This window comes from Neiella holothuriorum (assembly GCF_019457915.1).
GTDB classification, from domain to species: Bacteria; Pseudomonadota; Gammaproteobacteria; order Enterobacterales; family Neiellaceae; genus Neiella; species Neiella holothuriorum.
Genome location: NZ_JAHZSS010000008.1, coordinates 1 through 17,287, shown reverse-complemented (window position 1 = coordinate 17,287; position 17,287 = coordinate 1). Strand labels below are relative to the sequence as shown.

General features: G+C 49.9%; 17 protein-coding genes. 7 read left to right on the top strand and 10 right to left on the bottom strand.

Annotated elements, in window-relative coordinates; translation table 11 throughout:
• Nucleotides 1-64 precede the first annotated feature (64 nt).
• The 9 genes from hflC to K0504_RS08255 form a co-directional block, all read right to left on the bottom strand.
• Nucleotides 65-946: a protease modulator HflC gene (gene hflC, locus K0504_RS08295; protein WP_220103716.1), complete on the bottom strand. Its 882-nt coding sequence runs from the start codon at nt 944-946 to the stop codon at nt 65-67.
• Nucleotides 947-2,098 carry an FtsH protease activity modulator HflK gene (hflK, locus tag K0504_RS08290; RefSeq protein ID WP_220103823.1) on the bottom strand — a complete coding sequence of 384 codons (1,152 nt, stop codon included), beginning with the start codon at nt 2,096-2,098 and terminating at the stop codon, nt 947-949.
• 55 nt (nt 2,099-2,153) lie between these two features.
• Nucleotides 2,154-3,443 (bottom strand): ribosome rescue GTPase HflX, encoded by a 1,290-nt coding sequence (hflX, locus tag K0504_RS08285; RefSeq protein ID WP_220103715.1) that lies wholly within the window; start codon nt 3,441-3,443, stop codon nt 2,154-2,156.
• A gap of 26 nt (nt 3,444-3,469) precedes the next feature.
• Nucleotides 3,470-3,727 (bottom strand): RNA chaperone Hfq, encoded by a 258-nt coding sequence (gene hfq / locus K0504_RS08280; RefSeq protein ID WP_220103714.1) that lies wholly within the window; start codon nt 3,725-3,727, stop codon nt 3,470-3,472.
• Between the two features lie 78 nt (nt 3,728-3,805).
• Entirely contained in the window at nt 3,806-4,714 is a 909-nt protein-coding gene (miaA, locus tag K0504_RS08275; RefSeq protein ID WP_220103822.1) for a tRNA (adenosine(37)-N6)-dimethylallyltransferase MiaA, read from the bottom strand.
• A gap of 50 nt (nt 4,715-4,764) precedes the next feature.
• A complete protein-coding gene (gene mutL / locus K0504_RS08270) occupies nt 4,765-6,642 on the bottom strand; it encodes a DNA mismatch repair endonuclease MutL (protein WP_220103713.1) in 1,878 nt (625 codons plus the stop codon).
• Complete coding sequence (locus K0504_RS08265) at nt 6,639-7,961, bottom strand: N-acetylmuramoyl-L-alanine amidase (protein ID WP_220103821.1); 1,323 nt, start codon at nt 7,959-7,961, stop codon at nt 6,639-6,641. The genes mutL and K0504_RS08265 overlap by 4 nt, the downstream gene beginning before the upstream one ends.
• Before the next feature lie 17 nt (nt 7,962-7,978).
• Nucleotides 7,979-8,443 (bottom strand): tRNA (adenosine(37)-N6)-threonylcarbamoyltransferase complex ATPase subunit type 1 TsaE, encoded by a 465-nt coding sequence (tsaE, locus tag K0504_RS08260; RefSeq protein ID WP_220103712.1) that lies wholly within the window; start codon nt 8,441-8,443, stop codon nt 7,979-7,981.
• Entirely contained in the window at nt 8,436-9,947 is a 1,512-nt protein-coding gene (locus K0504_RS08255; RefSeq protein ID WP_220103711.1) for an NAD(P)H-hydrate dehydratase, read from the bottom strand. The genes tsaE and K0504_RS08255 overlap by 8 nt, the downstream gene beginning before the upstream one ends.
• Nucleotides 9,948-9,953: 6 nt before the next feature.
• Between K0504_RS08255 and queG the strand changes: the two genes are divergently transcribed.
• The 5 genes from queG (at nt 9,954) to ppgK (ending at nt 14,647) form a co-directional block, all read left to right on the top strand.
• Nucleotides 9,954-11,105 (top strand): tRNA epoxyqueuosine(34) reductase QueG, encoded by a 1,152-nt coding sequence (gene queG / locus K0504_RS08250; RefSeq protein ID WP_220103710.1) that lies wholly within the window; start codon nt 9,954-9,956, stop codon nt 11,103-11,105.
• A gap of 67 nt (nt 11,106-11,172) precedes the next feature.
• Nucleotides 11,173-12,339 carry a GGDEF domain-containing protein gene (locus K0504_RS08245; RefSeq protein WP_220103709.1) on the top strand — a complete coding sequence of 389 codons (1,167 nt, stop codon included), beginning with the start codon at nt 11,173-11,175 and terminating at the stop codon, nt 12,337-12,339.
• Between the two features lie 144 nt (nt 12,340-12,483).
• Nucleotides 12,484-13,398, top strand: a complete 915-nt coding sequence (locus K0504_RS08240) for an SPFH domain-containing protein (protein WP_220103708.1) — start codon at nt 12,484-12,486, stop codon at nt 13,396-13,398.
• Nucleotides 13,399-13,400: 2 nt separating this feature from the next.
• Entirely contained in the window at nt 13,401-13,865 is a 465-nt protein-coding gene (locus K0504_RS08235) for an NfeD family protein (RefSeq protein ID WP_220103707.1), read from the top strand.
• An 11-nt stretch (nt 13,866-13,876) separates the two neighbouring features.
• Nucleotides 13,877-14,647, top strand: a complete 771-nt coding sequence (gene ppgK, locus K0504_RS08230; protein WP_220103706.1) for a polyphosphate--glucose phosphotransferase — start codon at nt 13,877-13,879, stop codon at nt 14,645-14,647.
• Nucleotides 14,648-14,712: 65 nt separating this feature from the next.
• On the opposite strand, the gene maoP is transcribed toward ppgK, so the two are convergent.
• The gene (gene maoP / locus K0504_RS08225; protein WP_220103705.1) at nt 14,713-15,066 is read right to left on the bottom strand and encodes a DUF413 domain-containing protein; all 354 of its coding nucleotides are present in this window, start codon (nt 15,064-15,066) and stop codon (nt 14,713-14,715) included.
• A gap of 408 nt (nt 15,067-15,474) precedes the next feature.
• Between maoP and pfkA the strand changes: the two genes are divergently transcribed.
• Both pfkA and K0504_RS08215 read left to right on the top strand, forming a co-directional pair.
• Nucleotides 15,475-16,437, top strand: coding sequence for a 6-phosphofructokinase (gene pfkA, locus K0504_RS08220; RefSeq protein WP_220103704.1), 963 nt, complete (start codon nt 15,475-15,477; stop codon nt 16,435-16,437).
• A 98-nt stretch (nt 16,438-16,535) separates the two neighbouring features.
• The gene (locus K0504_RS08215) at nt 16,536-17,120 is read left to right on the top strand and encodes a hypothetical protein (RefSeq protein ID WP_220103703.1); all 585 of its coding nucleotides are present in this window, start codon (nt 16,536-16,538) and stop codon (nt 17,118-17,120) included.
• The last annotated feature ends 167 nt before the right edge of the window (nt 17,121-17,287 follow it).

The following is a 17,287-nucleotide window of genomic DNA, read 5'->3' as shown; positions in this document are numbered from 1 at the left end:
GTGAAATGCAAAAAAAAAGATGCCCGCGGGCATCTTTTTTTATTTGGGGTCGCGCTAGAGCAGCTTATTTACCCAGCGGATCTTTCATGTATTTGAAGAATTCGCTATCAGGCTCAATCACCATCATATCGCCGCCTTGACCAAAGCTCTTCTCGTACGCTTGTAACGAACGGAAGAAGGCATAGAACTCAGGATCTTGGCCATAGGACTTGGCGTAGATATTGGCGGCTTCAGCATCACCTGCACCACGCAATTCGCGCGCCTGACGTTCTGCATCAGCCAACATCACCGTGACTCGAGCATCAACATCAGCGCGAATAGCTTCCGCTTTCTCGCGGCCTTGTGAACGGTGTTCACGAGCAACCGCAGTACGCTCTGCACGCATCCGTTGGAAGATCGAGTTACTCACTTCCGATGGTAGGTTGATTTGCTTCACACGAACATCAAGTACTTCAATACCAAGCTCTTGTGCACCTTCAGCAACTTGTACCAAGGCGTTTTCCATCAGCTCACTACGTGTACCCGAAACAATCTCGCGAATGGTACGGCTACCGAACTCAGTCCGCAGACCGTTGCTGATCCGACGCTTTAGGAGTGACTCAGCACGAAAGAAATCACCACGAGTTGAAAGGTAGAATTTAGAAAAATCACTGATGCGCCATTTCACGTAGCTATCAACAATCAAATCTTTCTTCTCAGACGTTACAAAGCGATCCGCGCGGTCATCCAACGTTTGAGTACGAGCATCGAGGTAACGAACCGTATCAATGAACGGGACTTTGACATGTAAGCCCGGCTCATGAACCACAGTGGCACCAGAGCCATCAATACGCTGAACTTTACCAAAGCGGATGGTAATAGCTCGTTCACCTTCACTCACCACAAACAGTGACGAGAATCCGGCCAAGACAAGTGCCGCTAATACGACTAACAATACAGGTCTCATTTAGTTACTCCCGCTAGTAAAGCGATCTGTTCGTTCGCGGCTGCTGCTCGGGCTCGAACTAACGGGCGCACGGCTACTGCGATTCGAATCGGAGAACGCTGACTTGGTTGATGTTTGCGGCGTACTCTTCATGATTTTATCAAGCGGCAAGTACATCAGATTATTGCCACCTTCGATGTCCACCAACACCTTGCTGGTGTTACTGTAGACTTTCTCGATGGTTTCTAGATACAAACGCTTCCGTGTAATCTCTGGCTGCATCGTATATTCAGGCAATATCAGATTAAAACGAGCAACATCACCTTGCGCATCCAACACTTTTTTCTGCTTATAAGCGTTAGAATCTTCCAGAATACGTTTCACCTGACCACGCGCTTGTGGTTCAACTTCACGCGCATAAGCTTCTGCTTCGCGAACAAAACGCTCTTCATCTTCCTGTGCAGAAATCGCATCATCAAATGCGTCTTTTACTTCTTCAGGCGGACGCGCCAACTGAACGTTCAAGTCAACGATTTCTAAGCCGGTGCGGTATGGGTCGATGATATTCGATAGCTCTTGCCAAGTTTCAGAACGGACCTGCTCGCGACCACTGGTCAATACGTTGTCCATGGTGTTGTGACCGACGACGTAACGCAGTGCACTATCCATGGCTTGCAGCAGGGTGTCTTCTGGGTTCATCACGCTGTAAAGGTACAGGTATGGGTCAGTCACACGGTACTGCACGTCCATTTCAATACGTACCACGTTTTCGTCTTTGGTCAGCATGAAACCACTGGTCGGCATGGAGCTAACCGACCGAACATCGACGGGAGTTACCTCGTCAATAAAGGTTGGTTTCCAATGCAAGCCAGGCTGAACGTTGTCGACAAAGCCACCGAAGCGCAATTTCACGCCCAACTCAGCTTCACGCACGGTATACAGTCCACTGAAGGCCCAGACAAGCAAGGCGATGATAACGACTAAACCACCGCCGAACTTCATCACGTCGGAGTCATTACCGCCACGACCACCACGGCCGCCGCCAAATTTGCCACCTAATTTTTTGGATAGGTTAGTCAGCACCTCATCCAAATCTGGCGGCCCCTGATTACCCGATTTTTTCCCTTTCCAGGGGTCATTCGGCTTATTGCCGCCTGGCTCGTGCCAGGCCATCATGGATTTTTTCATAGTTATTTTAATGTCTCTCCGACATGTCCAGATCCAAGGGTTATTCAGAAATAATGTAATCTTCTGCTTGCGGGCAGTCGCGCTTTACTAAAGCCCGCCAATCATTTTGAGGCATGCGAATCGATAACTCTGATTCGCCTTGCTCTGTGTAATGTTCTTCCTGCACCACATGACGCTGATACAGCATACCTCGCAACTTGCCTTGTGCAGGCGGAATTCGCAAGGTGTATTCCACCATTGTCTTGCCAAGGCGCTCTTGCAAGGCATCAAATAGTAAATCGATACCCAGATCTTGCTGTGCAGACACCCATACTCGCCATGGCACACCATTTTCATCGCGATCAATACGCGGCTCAGCACCTTCAAGCAAATCAATTTTGTTACATATCATGAGTACGGGCACTTCACCGGCATCGATCTCATCAAGTACTAAATTGACCTGATCAATATTGTCCGCAAAGCGATCGTCGGCACCATCATAGACATGTAACAGTAAATCGGCTTCCTGCGTTTCTTGCAAGGTTGCCTTAAATGCTGCAACTAAATCATGGGGTAAATGCCGAATAAAGCCTACTGTATCTGCCAGAATGGTGGGCCCAACATCAGCCACATCAATTTTTCTGAGGGTTGGGTCGAGCGTTGCAAACAGTTGATCGGCAGCATACACGCCAGCTTCTGTGACTCGGTTAAACAAGGTTGATTTGCCGGCATTGGTGTAACCAACTAAGGAAATCGTAGGAACCTCTGCCCGGCGTCGAAAGCGACGGCCCTGCTCACGCTGCTTCGAGACTTTCTCTAAGCGACGTAAAATATGGTCAATTCGACCACGAACTAAACGGCGGTCGGTCTCAAGCTGGGTTTCACCCGGCCCGCGCATCCCGATACCACCTTTTTGTCGTTCAAGGTGGGTCCAACCCCGTACTAATCGCGTTGATAGATGACGCAATTGCGCCAGCTCTACCTGCAATTTACCTTCGTGGGTTCGGGCGCGTTGCGCGAAAATATCGAGGATCAAGCCCGTCCGAGCAAGAACGCGACACTCACAGAGTTGTTCCAGGTTGCGTTCCTGCGCTGGAGATAGGGCATGATTGAAAATGATGATGTTGGCATCATACAGCTTAACAGCTTGCGCAATTTCCTCGGCTTTACCACCACCAACGAAATACTTCGGGTGCGGCGCTTTTCGAGAGCCCCGCACCACGCCTTGCACGTTAACGCCAGCCGATTCGACCAACATTTCCAGTTCGCGCAAATCTTCGCGCTCATGTTCATCTGAGAAGTCAATGTGAACTAAAACAGCCTGTTCACCGGCCTGATAACGATCAAACAACCAGTTGACTCCTTAGGTCAGGAAAATTATTCAGCACTGTCACCTTCAGGTTTACCTGAATGCTGCTGCGTCACATGCGATACCGGACGAGCAGGAACCACAGTCGAAATGGCGTGCTTATATACCATTTGATTGACAGTGTTCTTCAGCAGAATGACAAATTGGTCGAACGATTCAACTTGGCCCTGAAGCTTAATGCCATTTACCAAGTAAATTGAAACAGGAATGCGTTCTCTGCGCAGCGCATTCAAAAACGGGTCTTGTAGCGATTGCCCTTTAGCCATGGAAATAGTTCCTTTTTATTAAAATTTTGTATTTAGATCATTAAAAAACATGTTGAAGTGCCGCAAGTATAACCCACATCAACTTGACTGGCGAAGCCCTGTCAATGCAATTACTTGCTGCAAATTCGTTGCTGAATGTGTATCCAGCCAATGAACGTCAGACCAGCCCCGCAGCCAGGTCATTTGACGTTTGGCTAACTGGCGAGTTGCAACAATGCCACGATATACCATTTCGTCGTGATCAATCTCGCCAGCTAAGTAAGCCCACATTTGCCTATATCCGACACTCCTGATCGATGGGAGTTCCGGGTGTAAATTTTTTCTCGCGAATAATTCCGCAACTTCCTGCTCAAACCCAGCGCTCAGCATCAACTCAAAACGTTGCGCTATTCGTTCGTGCAGCATAGCTCGCTCTTGTGGCGCAATCGCAAACTGTACGAAGCGATAAGGCGGCTTGCTTTGCGCCTGCTGCGCTTGCAGCTCGGTCAGACTTTTGCCACTAATGCGGTACACTTCCAGCGCTCGATTCAGGCGCTGCGGATCGTTCGGGTGAATACGCTTTGCAGCCACCGGATCGACCTGAGCAAGCTGCTCGTGTAAATAACTCCAACCATGTTGTTCAGCTTCGTCAGCAATTTGCTGACGAATTTTGGGATCGGCAGCGGGTAACGCTGACAGCCCTTCAAGTAACGCCTTGAAATACAGCATGGTGCCGCCGACCAACAGTGGCGTTTTACCAGCGGCCACAATCTCGGCCATGTGCTTGAGCGCATCTCGGCGAAAATCTGCGGCCGAGTATGTTTCCGCCGGATCGATAATATCGATAAGCCGGTGGGGCGCTCGCGCGAGTTCTTGCGCGTTGGGCTTGGCGGTACCAATGTCCATACCACGATAAACAAGCGCCGAGTCAACACTAATAATCTCGCAGTTATACTGCTCAGCCAAGGTTATGGCCAAATCCGTTTTACCGGATGCCGTTGGCCCCATCAGGGTAATCGCCAACGGATATTGCTCTGCTTGTGGCACGGTTATTGGTCTCAATCAAATGTCGATGTTAGTAAGTCTGCGCTTACCTCGCGCCAATAGTTGGCGGTCATATCCGTTGCCGCATAATCGACTAAGCCTGCTAGACGCTGCGTTTGCATCATGTCGCTTACTTCGGATGCTAAGCCCAAAGCAATGAGCTGACTTGCCGTTTGTTCCTCACTCTCTTGCTGCTGAAGCTCACTCAATAACTGATCGAGCTGAGCCGCTAAATCAGTATGGCGCAATACGGCAGGAAGACAGCGAATAATCAGTTTATTGGGGTGAGGTAGTGCAATTTCAATACCGAATTTAGCGCCATAGCTTAAACACTTCCGCCATAGTTCGATCTGCTCAGGCTCAAGTGTCACGGCCATGGGCAATAATAAGGGCTGAGCCTTCCACGGCAGAGGCTGTTGAAGCTGCTTCTGTCGCTGTGCGGCAGCAAGCACATCTAACATCAATGGCTGGCCCTGGTGCAGCACTAAAGCAAAATGTGGCGCAATGGCGACAAAATGTGGCGTCGTATTGGCCCCACATGCTTCCGCTGCTGAGTCAACTTGGTCATTGGCAGTGATTTGCTGCGAATAGTGCCCATCTTCGGTGTTAGCCCGCTGCGGCGCGATCAGCGCTTGATAGTTGCGTACTGCTTGCTTCGACGGTGTCGATTCAGCAACCCAATGTGGTTTGGGCTGGCCCGCACCATAGCGTGGTGACGCGGCAGCTGTATTTGCACCCTTGTTTGCGGACGCGACTTGTTCCATTTTCGACGGGCTAGTTGAGGTAACAATTTCACCAGTACTGGTATCAACATAGGTGTCGCTGGCTAGCGCAGTTTGATTTGGTTCTATCGAAGCTGCCGACTCAAACGAGGAATCAACCTCGATTGATTGTTGTGTGTGGCTGAGCGCTTGCGCGACGGCCTGCACGACAAAATCATGAACGAGGCGCGTTTCAATAAAGCGCACTTCATGCTTGGTCGGGTGCACATTCACATCGACTTGATCAAACGGTAATTCTAAATACAGCACATAGCCGGTCAGACCAACATCCGAAACATAACCCGCATAGGCTTGACGAACCGCATGGGTAATCACTTTGTCGCGGATCATTCGGCCATTGATAAAGGTGTACTGCGGCGGCGATTGTTGACCACAGCCTGCAGGTTTTAGCAGCCAGCCTGCAATTTTTAATGGCCCACCATCCTGACTCATGTGGATCACATGACGGCAAAATTCTGCGCCGCATATCGCCTGCAACCGTTTCAACTTGGCCGCATCTGTTGCACACGGAGGTAAATTGCGAACGCATTTGCCATTGTGGGTCAGGCTAAATCCCACATCAAAACGCGATAGCGCCAATCGCTTAATCAATTCATCGATATGGTGAAATTCGGTTTTATCGGCGCGTAAAAATTTACGACGAGCTGGCGTATTAAAAAACAGATCGGCCACTTCCACCGAGGTACCAACGGGGTGGGCTGCAGGTTTTAATTGCACCTGCATATCTCGGCCTTCGGCGTATGCGAGCCACGCCTCTGTTTGCGTGGGCGGTCGTGACGTTAATGACAGTCGGGCTACAGAGCTAATACTGGCCAATGCCTCGCCACGAAAGCCTAACGTTGCAATGGATTCAATATCATCCAGCGAGTGCACTTTACTGGTGGCATGACGGCTAAGCGCCAACATCAGTTGCTCTTTATCAATGCCACTGCCGTTATCGCGTATCAGCAATCGTTTGTGGCCGCCACGTTCGATCTGCACATCGATTTTAGTGGCGCCGGCATCCAAGCTGTTTTCCACAAGCTCTTTGACCACAGAGGCAGGCCGCTCCACCACCTCGCCAGCCGCAATTTGGTTGGCTAAGCGCGGTGGCAAAATTTGAATGGTCATGAGGAGCTACCAGGAATTCGCAATACTTGCCCAATACGCACCACATCTGTCTTCAGCTTATTTTCCTTTTTTAGCTGGCTAACAGACGTTCTATAGCGTGCGGCAATGAGTGACAGTGATTCACCCCGTTTTACCACGTGGTTGCGATTTGCTTGGCGAGCCAAGTAGGAGCCCGGCGGCGGGCTTTGTTTAAAGTAGTCGCGGGTACCACGGAATATTGCCAATGCTAACTTGTCTTGGTGCGATGCAGTGGTTAGCAAACGTGCTTCAGTCGGGTTAGAGATGAATCCCGTTTCGACCAAAATTGACGGAATATCTGGCGATTTCAACACCGCAAGGCTTGCCGCTACGGGTTTTTTCTTATGCAGCTTGGTGACCTTTCCTAGCTCTTTCACAATCCGGCCAGCCACGGCTTGGCTTTCGACCATGGAATTGTCCATCGACATATCCAGTAGTGCGCGAGCGACATACTTCTCGCTATTGGTGTTTTCAATGATTTCGGCGGCGCCGCCCAGCAATTCCGAATGCTTTTCAGCCTGCTCCATCCAACGACCAATTTCCGAGTTCGCTCGACCTTGCGATAGCACCCATACCGACGCGCCGCGTGGTTGTGGTGAAGTAAAGGCATCGGCATGCACCGAAATCAACAAGTCAGCTTGGTTTTTACGGGCGATTTCTGAGCGCTTATTAAGGTTCACATAGTAATCATTGGTACGCACCATGATTGCTTTCATGCCCTTTTGCTTGTTGATGTAGTTTGCCAATCGTTTTGAGATAGCTAACGTAACGCGCTTTTCGTATCGCTTACCGGGGCCAATGGAGCCAGGATCTTCACCGCCATGACCAGCATCAATAGCAATCACCACATCGCGGTCTTGAGTCACTTTCTGACTGGCGGTAACCACTTTAGATGGCTCTTTGGTATCGAAGGCGTCAATGACTAAACGATCGCCATAGGGTTTGGTTGGCGAAAGGGGGAATAAAACAGGTTTAACCGGCCGGGCTAGCTCGAGCACCAGTCGCAAGGTGCCCTTTTCTGGCGGCGTCGAGGTACGAATTTTTTTCACCAGCTTGCTATCAACATTGACGTTCGCCAGATCAACTTTGCCCGTGGTGTGCTTAAGATCGACCACAAGGCGATCGGGGTTGGTCAAGCTGAAGTACTTGTAGGATGGCTGTTCGGTGAGATCCAGAACCACACGCGTAGACTCAGGCGATGGCCACACGCGCACGCCTTTTAGGCTATTAGCTGATGCCGACCACGTCAGCAGCACCAAAACGCCCACAATTAGTTGAAAGATTCCCCGCGCATTTCTCATTTGCATTTAATTTTATTCTAGTTAGCTGACAACGCCTCTAACGTGCGTTTTGCTGTTTCACTATGAGCAAGCAGCGTTGCCATGCGTCCTTGCCCGTCATACCTCAATGTAATCTCCAGATCGGCCTCAGGCAATAGACCTTGGCCACATTCTGGCCACTCAACTAAACATAGCGAGCGCCCATCAAAGTATTCGCGAATCCCCATAAACTCTAATTCTTCTGGGTCGGACAAACGGTATAAGTCGAAGTGATAGACCTGATGTTCAGCAAATTGATAAGGCTCAACCAAGGTGTAGGTTGGACTCTTAACAGCACCTTGATGACCAAAGCCTCGCATGACGCCTCGGCTTAATGTGGTTTTGCCCGCCCCCAAATCGCCATGCAAATAAATCACGGCCGGCAACGTCTGATGCTTGGCTAATACTGCCCCGAGGGCTTCTGTCGCCTGTTCATCGGCCAGCGGGTATTGCAACTCAGTCATTACTTGGGTTCACTAATCGTCGTACATGTGGATATAAATCACTTGCCAACATGCCTCGTTCACCTTGCTCTGCGGCTAAATCCGCCGCATCACCATGAATACAAACCGCTAAACATGCAGCTTCAAATGGCGGTACACCTTGGGCCAGCAAGCTGCCAATAATACCACTAAGAATATCGCCCATACCGCCACTGGCCATGCCTGGGTTACCCACTCGGCACACCCGCATGTACGTGCCGTTAGTCACCAGCGTACCCGAGCCTTTGAGAATGACGATGCCACCATACTTTTTTTGCAATGCCGCAGCAGCCGCAAATCGATCTAACTCGACGTCTTCAATACTGATGCCTAATAAGCGAGCAGCTTCACCGGGGTGTGGCGTTAATATCCAGTTGTCACGCTTGGAGACGTTGTCAGCCAAAATATTGAGGCCATCGGCATCAATAACCAGTGGCACTTCGGTCTCCAGTACCATCGAAAACATCGACTGGCCCCAGTTGTCTGTGCCCATCCCCGGGCCAACCACAATAACTTTGGCGACATCAGCAATGGTTTGACGTAACGTTGGGCTGGCGGTTTGAGCACCAGCAACAATGAGTTCGGGTCGATGCGCCAGAATAGGGCCGATATGCTCAGGGCGGCTGATGACGGTGACAATTGCAGCGCCCGCGCGCTGACACGCTTCTGCCGCGAGACGAATGGCGCCTGGCATGCCAAGATCACCACCCACCACATAAACTTTGCCGCACATGCCTTTGTGGTAAGTGCGTTGTCGAGCTCGGAGGAAATGTTTGAAGTTAGCGTAACGGACTTGCTCAACATGACTGTCGATCTGTGCCTGAAACGCCTGTCGGATGCCTAACTCGTCAAATTCAATATCACCAACATAATCAGCAGCGCGGCCGGTATACATGCCTTGCTTACGGGCAACAAATGAAACCGTCATTTCGGCGTGAACCGCTACGCCAAGAACTTTACCGGTGTTGCCACACAAGCCCGATGGAATATCAACCGAGCAAACCGGCTTGCCGAGCTGGTTAATCACTTCGATCATGTAATCAAAAGGCGCTTCAACCGGCCGGTTCAAGCCCGTGCCGAGTAGCGCATCAACGATAATATCAGCTTGCTCTAAGTTAGCTTCATCAAACGGTAATACCTGACCACCGCTTTGCAGCCACTTATCGCGCGCTTGAGCAGCTTCACCGGTTAAGGTGCTGGCATCGCCAACTTGAATGAGCTGTACCCCAAAACTGTGCTGGCGGGCTAAACGGGCAATAACGTAACCATCGCCGCCGTTGTTGCCGCGGCCACATAGAATTAATAACCGCTGCTTGTTGAGCCAGCGACGTTTAATGGCGTTAAAGCAGGCTTCGCCCGCACGCTCCATCAGCGCGGCTAAGGTTGCCCCTGCAATTTGGGCGGCTACGGGTTCGTAGGTTCGGACTTGTTCGGGAGTGTAGAGCTTGTATGGTAAACTCGCCGGAGAAACTTCGAATTCAGTCATGAGCTTATGTCGGCACCGAGTGAAACAGATTTGGTAGATCTGACCAACCTTATCAGGCAGTGGAGCAAAGCGCTAGGTTTCGCCGATTTAGGCATCTGCGATTTGCAGCTAAGCCACCATAAAGCAGCATTTACCGACTGGCTGGCTGCGGGTTATCACGGATCGATGAGCTTTCTCGAACGCAATGGCGAGCTGCGGTTTGATCCAGCATTACTGCACCCTAATACCCTGCGCGTGATTTCAGTTCGGATGGATTACTTGCCTCACCAAGCTCGATTTGCTGCCGATCTCGACGATAGTCAGCAGGCGTATATCTCGCGCTATGCCGTGGGGCGCGATTATCACAAAGTCATGCGCAAACGCCTCAAACAATTGGGCGATAAAATTGAAGCCTACTGCCAACAGCACTTTTCTACGCCATCGGCCACCCGACCATTTGTCGATTCGGCGCCCGTATTAGAACGGCCACTGGCAGAAAAAGCAGGTCTAGGCTGGGTCGGCAAACACTCCTTGTTGCTCAATGCGGAAGCCGGGAGTTGGTTCTTCCTTGGCGAGCTGATGATCAACTTACCCTTGCCGACAACTCAGCAATCAGTAACGAATCAATGCGGCGATTGTGTCGCTTGCATGAAGATTTGCCCTACAGGCGCAATCGTTAAGCCCTATGTGGTGGACGCCAATCGCTGTATTTCATACCTAACCATTGAGCACGACGGCGCCATTGATGAAGCGCTAAGACCGCTCATGGGCAACCGGATTTATGGTTGCGACGACTGTCAGTTAATTTGCCCGTGGAATCGCCAAGCCGAGCCCACCGACGAAGCCGACTACCAACACCGAGCCATTTGGCAGCAACACGACTTATTAACGTTATTTAGTTGGACCGAGCAGCAATTTTTGGATAACACGGCGGGCTCCCCTATTCGCCGCATCGGATTCGAACGCTGGCAGCGCAATCTGGCAATTGCCATTGGTAACGGTCCGGCAACTGAACAAGCCATCGACACGCTAAAAGCACAACGAATAAATGCTACAGCCATGGTGGTGGAGCACATCGATTGGTCGTTAGCGCAACTGCAGCAACAACAGCTGGCATCTCGTAAAACAGCCCGCTTGGTGCGAGCCATCCGCACCGGCCTACCTCGTGACGCCGATTAGCCCCGGCTTCGTTACAAATCTATTTTTCTCCTATACTTTCGTTTTTAGTCAAAACGATTGAGAAGTAATGGATTTTTCAGAGCTACAGCTGTTCTTCATTGCAACCCCGAACATCATAATCAGCCTGCTGGCCGCAGTTTATATGTATTGGGGAACACCATCAGCCACCGCTACGTCCAATGCCTGCATTCGCTACTTTTCGTTGTATTTTCTTATGTTATTCGCCGCTTTCTGTTCGATTGCTGGCAGAAATTCGCTTGGAGAGTTCGTCTCTGTCACGATTGTCCAATGCTGTATCGCAGTCGCCCTTGTGATGTTGGTTGCAGGTCTAATTCATCGTCGGCAAATGAGCGTTAAGCAATTCATATTGAAGCGCCACGTCATCACATTAGCGATGATCTACGTGTTGTCTGAAGTGATACTGTTCACCTATATACAAAATGTTATTGCATATCGAGTCATCACCGCTTTTCTCTTTTCGTCGGCGGTTTACACCGTTTGCTTAAGCCTTACTGTTCCCTCTAGCCAGCCAACCCGCGGCGAACGCTGGATGAATCTATCGCTTTATATATCCATCGTGTGCTGCTTGCTATTGTTGTGCATCACCATCACGCCTGCGATTACCCAATATTGGCAAGTGCTCTTTATTACTTCCATGGCATTTGTCGTAAACATCTTTGCTCTGTTTGCGGGGCTGCACGCCATGTTGCTCGACGACCATGTGCAGCTATATAAGAAAGCCTCCAATACCGATCCCCTGACCCAGCTCCATAATCGTCGGTATTTTTATGATCAAGCACTCAAGATGATCAGCCTTGCGCAGCGGCACCAAGACGACATCTGCGTATTGATTTGCGACATCGACAAATTTAAAGCCATTAACGATAGTTATGGCCACGATGTTGGCGATCAAGTGATCGTTGCATTTGCGCAGACGTTGCAACGAGAAAAAAGAGCGGAAGACTCGCTGGCGCGATTTGGTGGCGAAGAGTTCGTGCTGTTACTGCCTAAAACCAATTTGAATGGCGCTCTCGGTTTCGCTGAACGTCTGCGCCAAGCCATCGAGAAGACTCAAGTCCCCATCGGCGACAAAGCGCTGGCCGTTGCAGCCAGTTTTGGTATCGCGTCCTGCTCCTCAGCAAACATTGATGACAGCCTTAAACAAGCCGATCAGGCGTTATATCAAGCCAAAGCACAGGGCAGAAATCGCGTGATGGTATATGAACCAGCCTAGTTGACGTAGTTAGAACGCCTAGAAATCATGCTAACCTATTGATTCATCGATTATTCGATAAAAGCGATAACTGTCACCCAAATCGCCTTATTCATCGGTTAATCTTAAGGTTTACACAAGTACACGACTCAAGGAAGACCGCTTATGCTAGATCAACTCCCGTTGCTACCGCTGGTGATTGCTGGCTTTGTTTTATTCATCGTTTTTTCTGGCGTGGTTTCTGTTCGTCAGGGCTTTCAGTACACCATCGAACGATTCGGTAAATTTACACGCGCATTGGAACCCGGCCTGCATTTTGTGGTGCCTTTTGTCGATCGTATCGGTCATCGCGTCAACATGATGGAACAAGTACTGGAGATCCCATCACAAGAAATCATTAGCTCCGACAACGCTCAGGTCAGCATCGACGCATTACTGTTTTTCTTCCCGATCGATGCAGCAAAATCGGTGTATGAAGTGAACCATCTAGAGCATGCGCTGCGGAACTTGGCCATGACGAATATCCGGACCGTACTCGGCTCGATGGAATTGGACAAAATGCTGTCAGATCGCGATGAAATCAATTCTCGCTTATTAAATGTGGTTGATAGCGCCGCCGAACCTTGGGGCGTCAAAGTCATCCGCATTGAAATTAAGGATATTGCACCACCCGCCGATTTGGTTGAATCCATGGGCAACCAAATGAAAGCCGAACGTGACAAACGTGCCGTCATACTAGTAGCAGAAGGCGAACGACAAGCAGCCATTTTGCGCGCAGAAGGTGAAAAGCAATCGCAAATTCTCGAAGCGGAAGGGCGCAAAGAATCGGCCTTTCGGGATGCAGAAGCGCGCGAACGGCAAGCCGAAGCAGAGGCCGAAGCCACCCGCATGGTCTCAGATGCAATTGCCAATGGCAGCGCCCAATCCCTTAACTACTTTGTGGCTCAGAAATACGTTGAATCACTTAAAGATATTGCCTCAGCAGATAACCACAAAGTCATTATGTTACCGCTGGAAGCCAGTGGCGTGCTGGGCGCCGTCGAAGGCGTCCGAGAATTGTTGAAATCAGCAGGTAAGTAACCATGGTGATCGTGTTGGAATGGTTAAAACAAATGAGCCCGTCAGAATGGGCCATTATCGGCTTACTGTTAGTCGTTTTTGAAGTGGTGCTGCCCACCAGTTGGTTGCTATGGCCAGGGCTGGCAGCATTAGTTGTTGCGCTTGTTCACTGGTTAGTCCCGCTTGGCTGGACCGGCCAACTGCTAACCTTCGCAATCTTGACGCTGCTCATGTTGGTCATTGGCCGACGTTTTTACAATCCAGCCCATATTAACTCCAGTCAGCCCGATCTGAATCAACAAGTCGGCCGTCATCAGGGAAAGCAAGCTACGCTGATTCAAGATACCGACAATGGCCGTAGCCGAATTCATTTAGGTGACAGTGAATGGCAGGTCGAGGTTTCAGGCGATCGTCAGGTGCCGGCAGGAACTCACGTTGAAATTACCGGCCAGCGCAGCAACATTCTGCTGGTTAAAGTCAAAGATTAAAGGAACGCACAATGCAGGTTTTAGGTATTGATATTGGTGGCTCAGGCATCAAGGGTGCAGTGGTTGATGTAACCACCGGTGAACTTATTAGCGAGCGGTTGCGCATTCCAACGCCTCAGCCAGCAACGCCCGACGCAGTTGCCGCAACCGTGGCAGAAATTTGTGATCAGCTCCATTGGCATGGGCTGGTTGGCTGTGGATTTCCCGCCGCCATTCAGCATGGCATAGCCCGCACGGCAGCCAACGTTGATGACTCATGGCTAGGCGCAAACGTGCAAAAGATTTTTTGCGAAGCGACTCACCTGCCTTGCTACGTGGGTAATGATGCTGATGTTGCGGGTTTAGCGGAAATGCAATTTGGCGCTGGCCGCAATATCGACGGATTGGTCTTTATGGTCACCATTGGTACAGGTTTGGGCACGGCACTGTTTAATAACGGCGAGCTAGTTGCCAATACAGAGCTAGGCCACCTGTTCGATCATAAAGGCCGCGAATGGGAACACCGCGCGTCGGATGCGGCTCGCAAACGTGACGAGCTAGATTGGAGCAGTTGGGGTAAGCGCTTTAACAAGTATCTAATTACCTTAGAGCAGCTATTTTGGCCCGATGCATTTATTTTGGGAGGCGGTGCGAGCAAAAAATTTGACCGTTTCGCTGAAACCATTGATGTTGCCGCGCAAGTCATGCCGGCAGAATCACTCAACCAAGCGGGAATTATTGGGGCGGCTATTTTGGCGCACCAGAGTCATGACTCGCTCGATATGACACAACTACCAGGCTAGCTACAGCGTTAGGCCTATCGAAAAAGAGCCGGCAATTGCCGGCTCTTTTGTACTCATTGTTCGTTTTAATCCTCGTCGTCATCGATGATGACATCTTCATCATCGTCACCCTCTGTACTGGGGCTTTTCGCCGACAGAGCACGAACATGCGGCCGATTAATGCGTTTTTGGTATTTCATCCAAACCCGCTCCAAGGCACTTTCTGGCTCAAGCTCGCTTCGAATAACAGCTTGTAGACGTTTTTCCTCTTCTGTTTCCGGCGTGATTAAGTCATCGGCTAATGCCGCGGCTAATCGCCCATATTGTTCTAAAACCTGACTTTCTTTGAGTGAAAAATCACCTGACCTTGAAAAACCATAAGGATAATTTCGAAAGTCCTGAAAACGCTTTTGCAGCGAAGTCCGCATCTGTTCAGACATGGTGAACCAATCTCCAAAACACCGTAAATCGTTCTGTTTCAGAAATAATTCTGACTGGCCATTTTGTCAAAAGAAAATTTTGTGAAAAATAATAAAAAGTGCCAGAACTCACGTCTTTTTTTAACTCGTATCGCAAACGTAAAAAGCTTGATAGAATTATTTCACGACCTAAAAATTTGAAACTTAATTGAACCAGATCAACCTAACTAGGGTGATCTAATTCAAGAAATTATTACAATGAAGCCACTAAAAATACGACCAGATCGTCCTATACTGCTAGTGGCTTGCGATATCAGCGCTCTCAAATCACACAATTTGAGCGATGGCATCCCGCAACAACATCCCAAATAGCCGGAACTAGTCGTGTCGGGAATGCATAACTTTTAAAATACAGGACAGAGGAAACCCATGATTAAAAAGATTGGTGTACTAACCAGCGGCGGTGATGCGCCGGGCATGAATGCTGCCATTCGAGGTGTCGTGCGCGCAGCACTGTCTGAAGGATTAGAAGTCTATGGCGTCTACGATGGTTACATGGGCCTGTACGAAGATCGCATCGAAAAGATGGATCGCCGTTCGGTATCAGATGTCATTAATCGCGGCGGTACGTTCCTTGGCTCGGCTCGATTCCCGCAATTCAAAGACGAAGCGGTTCGCCAACAAGCGATTGAGAATCTCAATAAGCATGGCATTGAAGCGCTCGTTGTTATTGGTGGTGATGGCTCTTACATGGGCGCTAAGTGTCTGACAGAAATGGGCTATCCATGTATCGGACTACCAGGCACCATTGATAATGATGTACCAGGTACGGATTATACGATTGGCTACCTGACGGCACTCAACTGTGTCATTTCCGCCATTGACCGACTGCGCGATACATCAAGTTCTCACAACCGAATTTCGATCATTGAAGTCATGGGCCGATACTGCGGCGACTTGACCATGGCGGCTTCCATCGCCGGTGGTGCCGAATACGCCATCGTGCCAGAAAAAGCTTATGACGAAACCAAGTTGATTGAAGATGTTGCGCAAGGTATCGCCAACGGTAAAAAGCACTCCATCATTGTTGTTACCGAGCACATTACTGACGTTCACCAGCTTTCGAAGAAAATTGAAGCGCGTACTGGCCGAGAAACTCGCGCCACCGTTTTAGGTCACGTGCAACGTGGTGGCGCGCCAACGGCATTCGACCGTGTATTAGCCAGTAGAATGGGCGTGTTTGCCGTTAGTTTGTTAATTAAAGGCGAAGGTGGTCGTTGTGTTGGCGTCGTCGCAGGTAAGCTGGTTCACCACGATATCGTCGACGCAATCGAAAACAAGCGCCGGGTCTTTGACGAAGAACTGTACGAAACCGCCGCTAAATTGTTCTAAAGCTTTACCACATTCATATTTTAAAAAGCTCCCCCTAGGGGAGCTTTTTTGTTTGCGTTACACTCCAGCCAATGCTCAAAGCAAATTGAACCCTTGATATGCCGTTACTTCGTTCCATATGCCGTTACTTGGTTTACGCCATTGGCTATTGCCTATTGGCCAACGCGGCCAAAGCGGTCGATTATCAAATTGATGGTAACTGGCGCAATGTGGAAGATAGCGAGCAACTATTTGTCATCTCGCGTTTTGATTTTAATCCGGGGTTAGTTGATCACGCGTCACTCGTGCTCGAACGCTACCCACCAGCTTGCCATAACGCGGCGTTGCTGTTGGAGTTTGGCCCTAGCTCTCAATTCTCGCTCGATATGTCCGGTCAGCGTTACAAGTTCAACTTTAAAATCGACTTCAATCCAGCACGTTCAGCAACCTTTGTTAGTCATTCACAGCAACGTGATGACGGCAATTACTTGCTGCTGCAGCTCGTTGCGATAGAACGCGGCGGCACCTTGTTGTCAGAAATGGGCTCTGGAGAGCGAATGACCATTCGTTCGGTAGATAACCAACTCAACACGTCAATCACCATTCCCATGAACCAAACGGCGGCAATCATTCGCGGCAGCATTGATGCATGTGTTCGACAAAGCTTTGAATTAGATAAACGCGCTCAGATAGGCCGCGGTTAGCTTAAGCGCCCGCCGGCGAAGCCAACAAGCATCATAAAACGGATGGTATTCGACGTATAACGTTGTCGGGGAACAATGAGAATTTGAGGGAAATTTGGAGCGGCACATCGGGTTCGAACCGATGACCTCGACCTTGGCAAGGTCGCGCTCTACCAACTGAGCTAGTG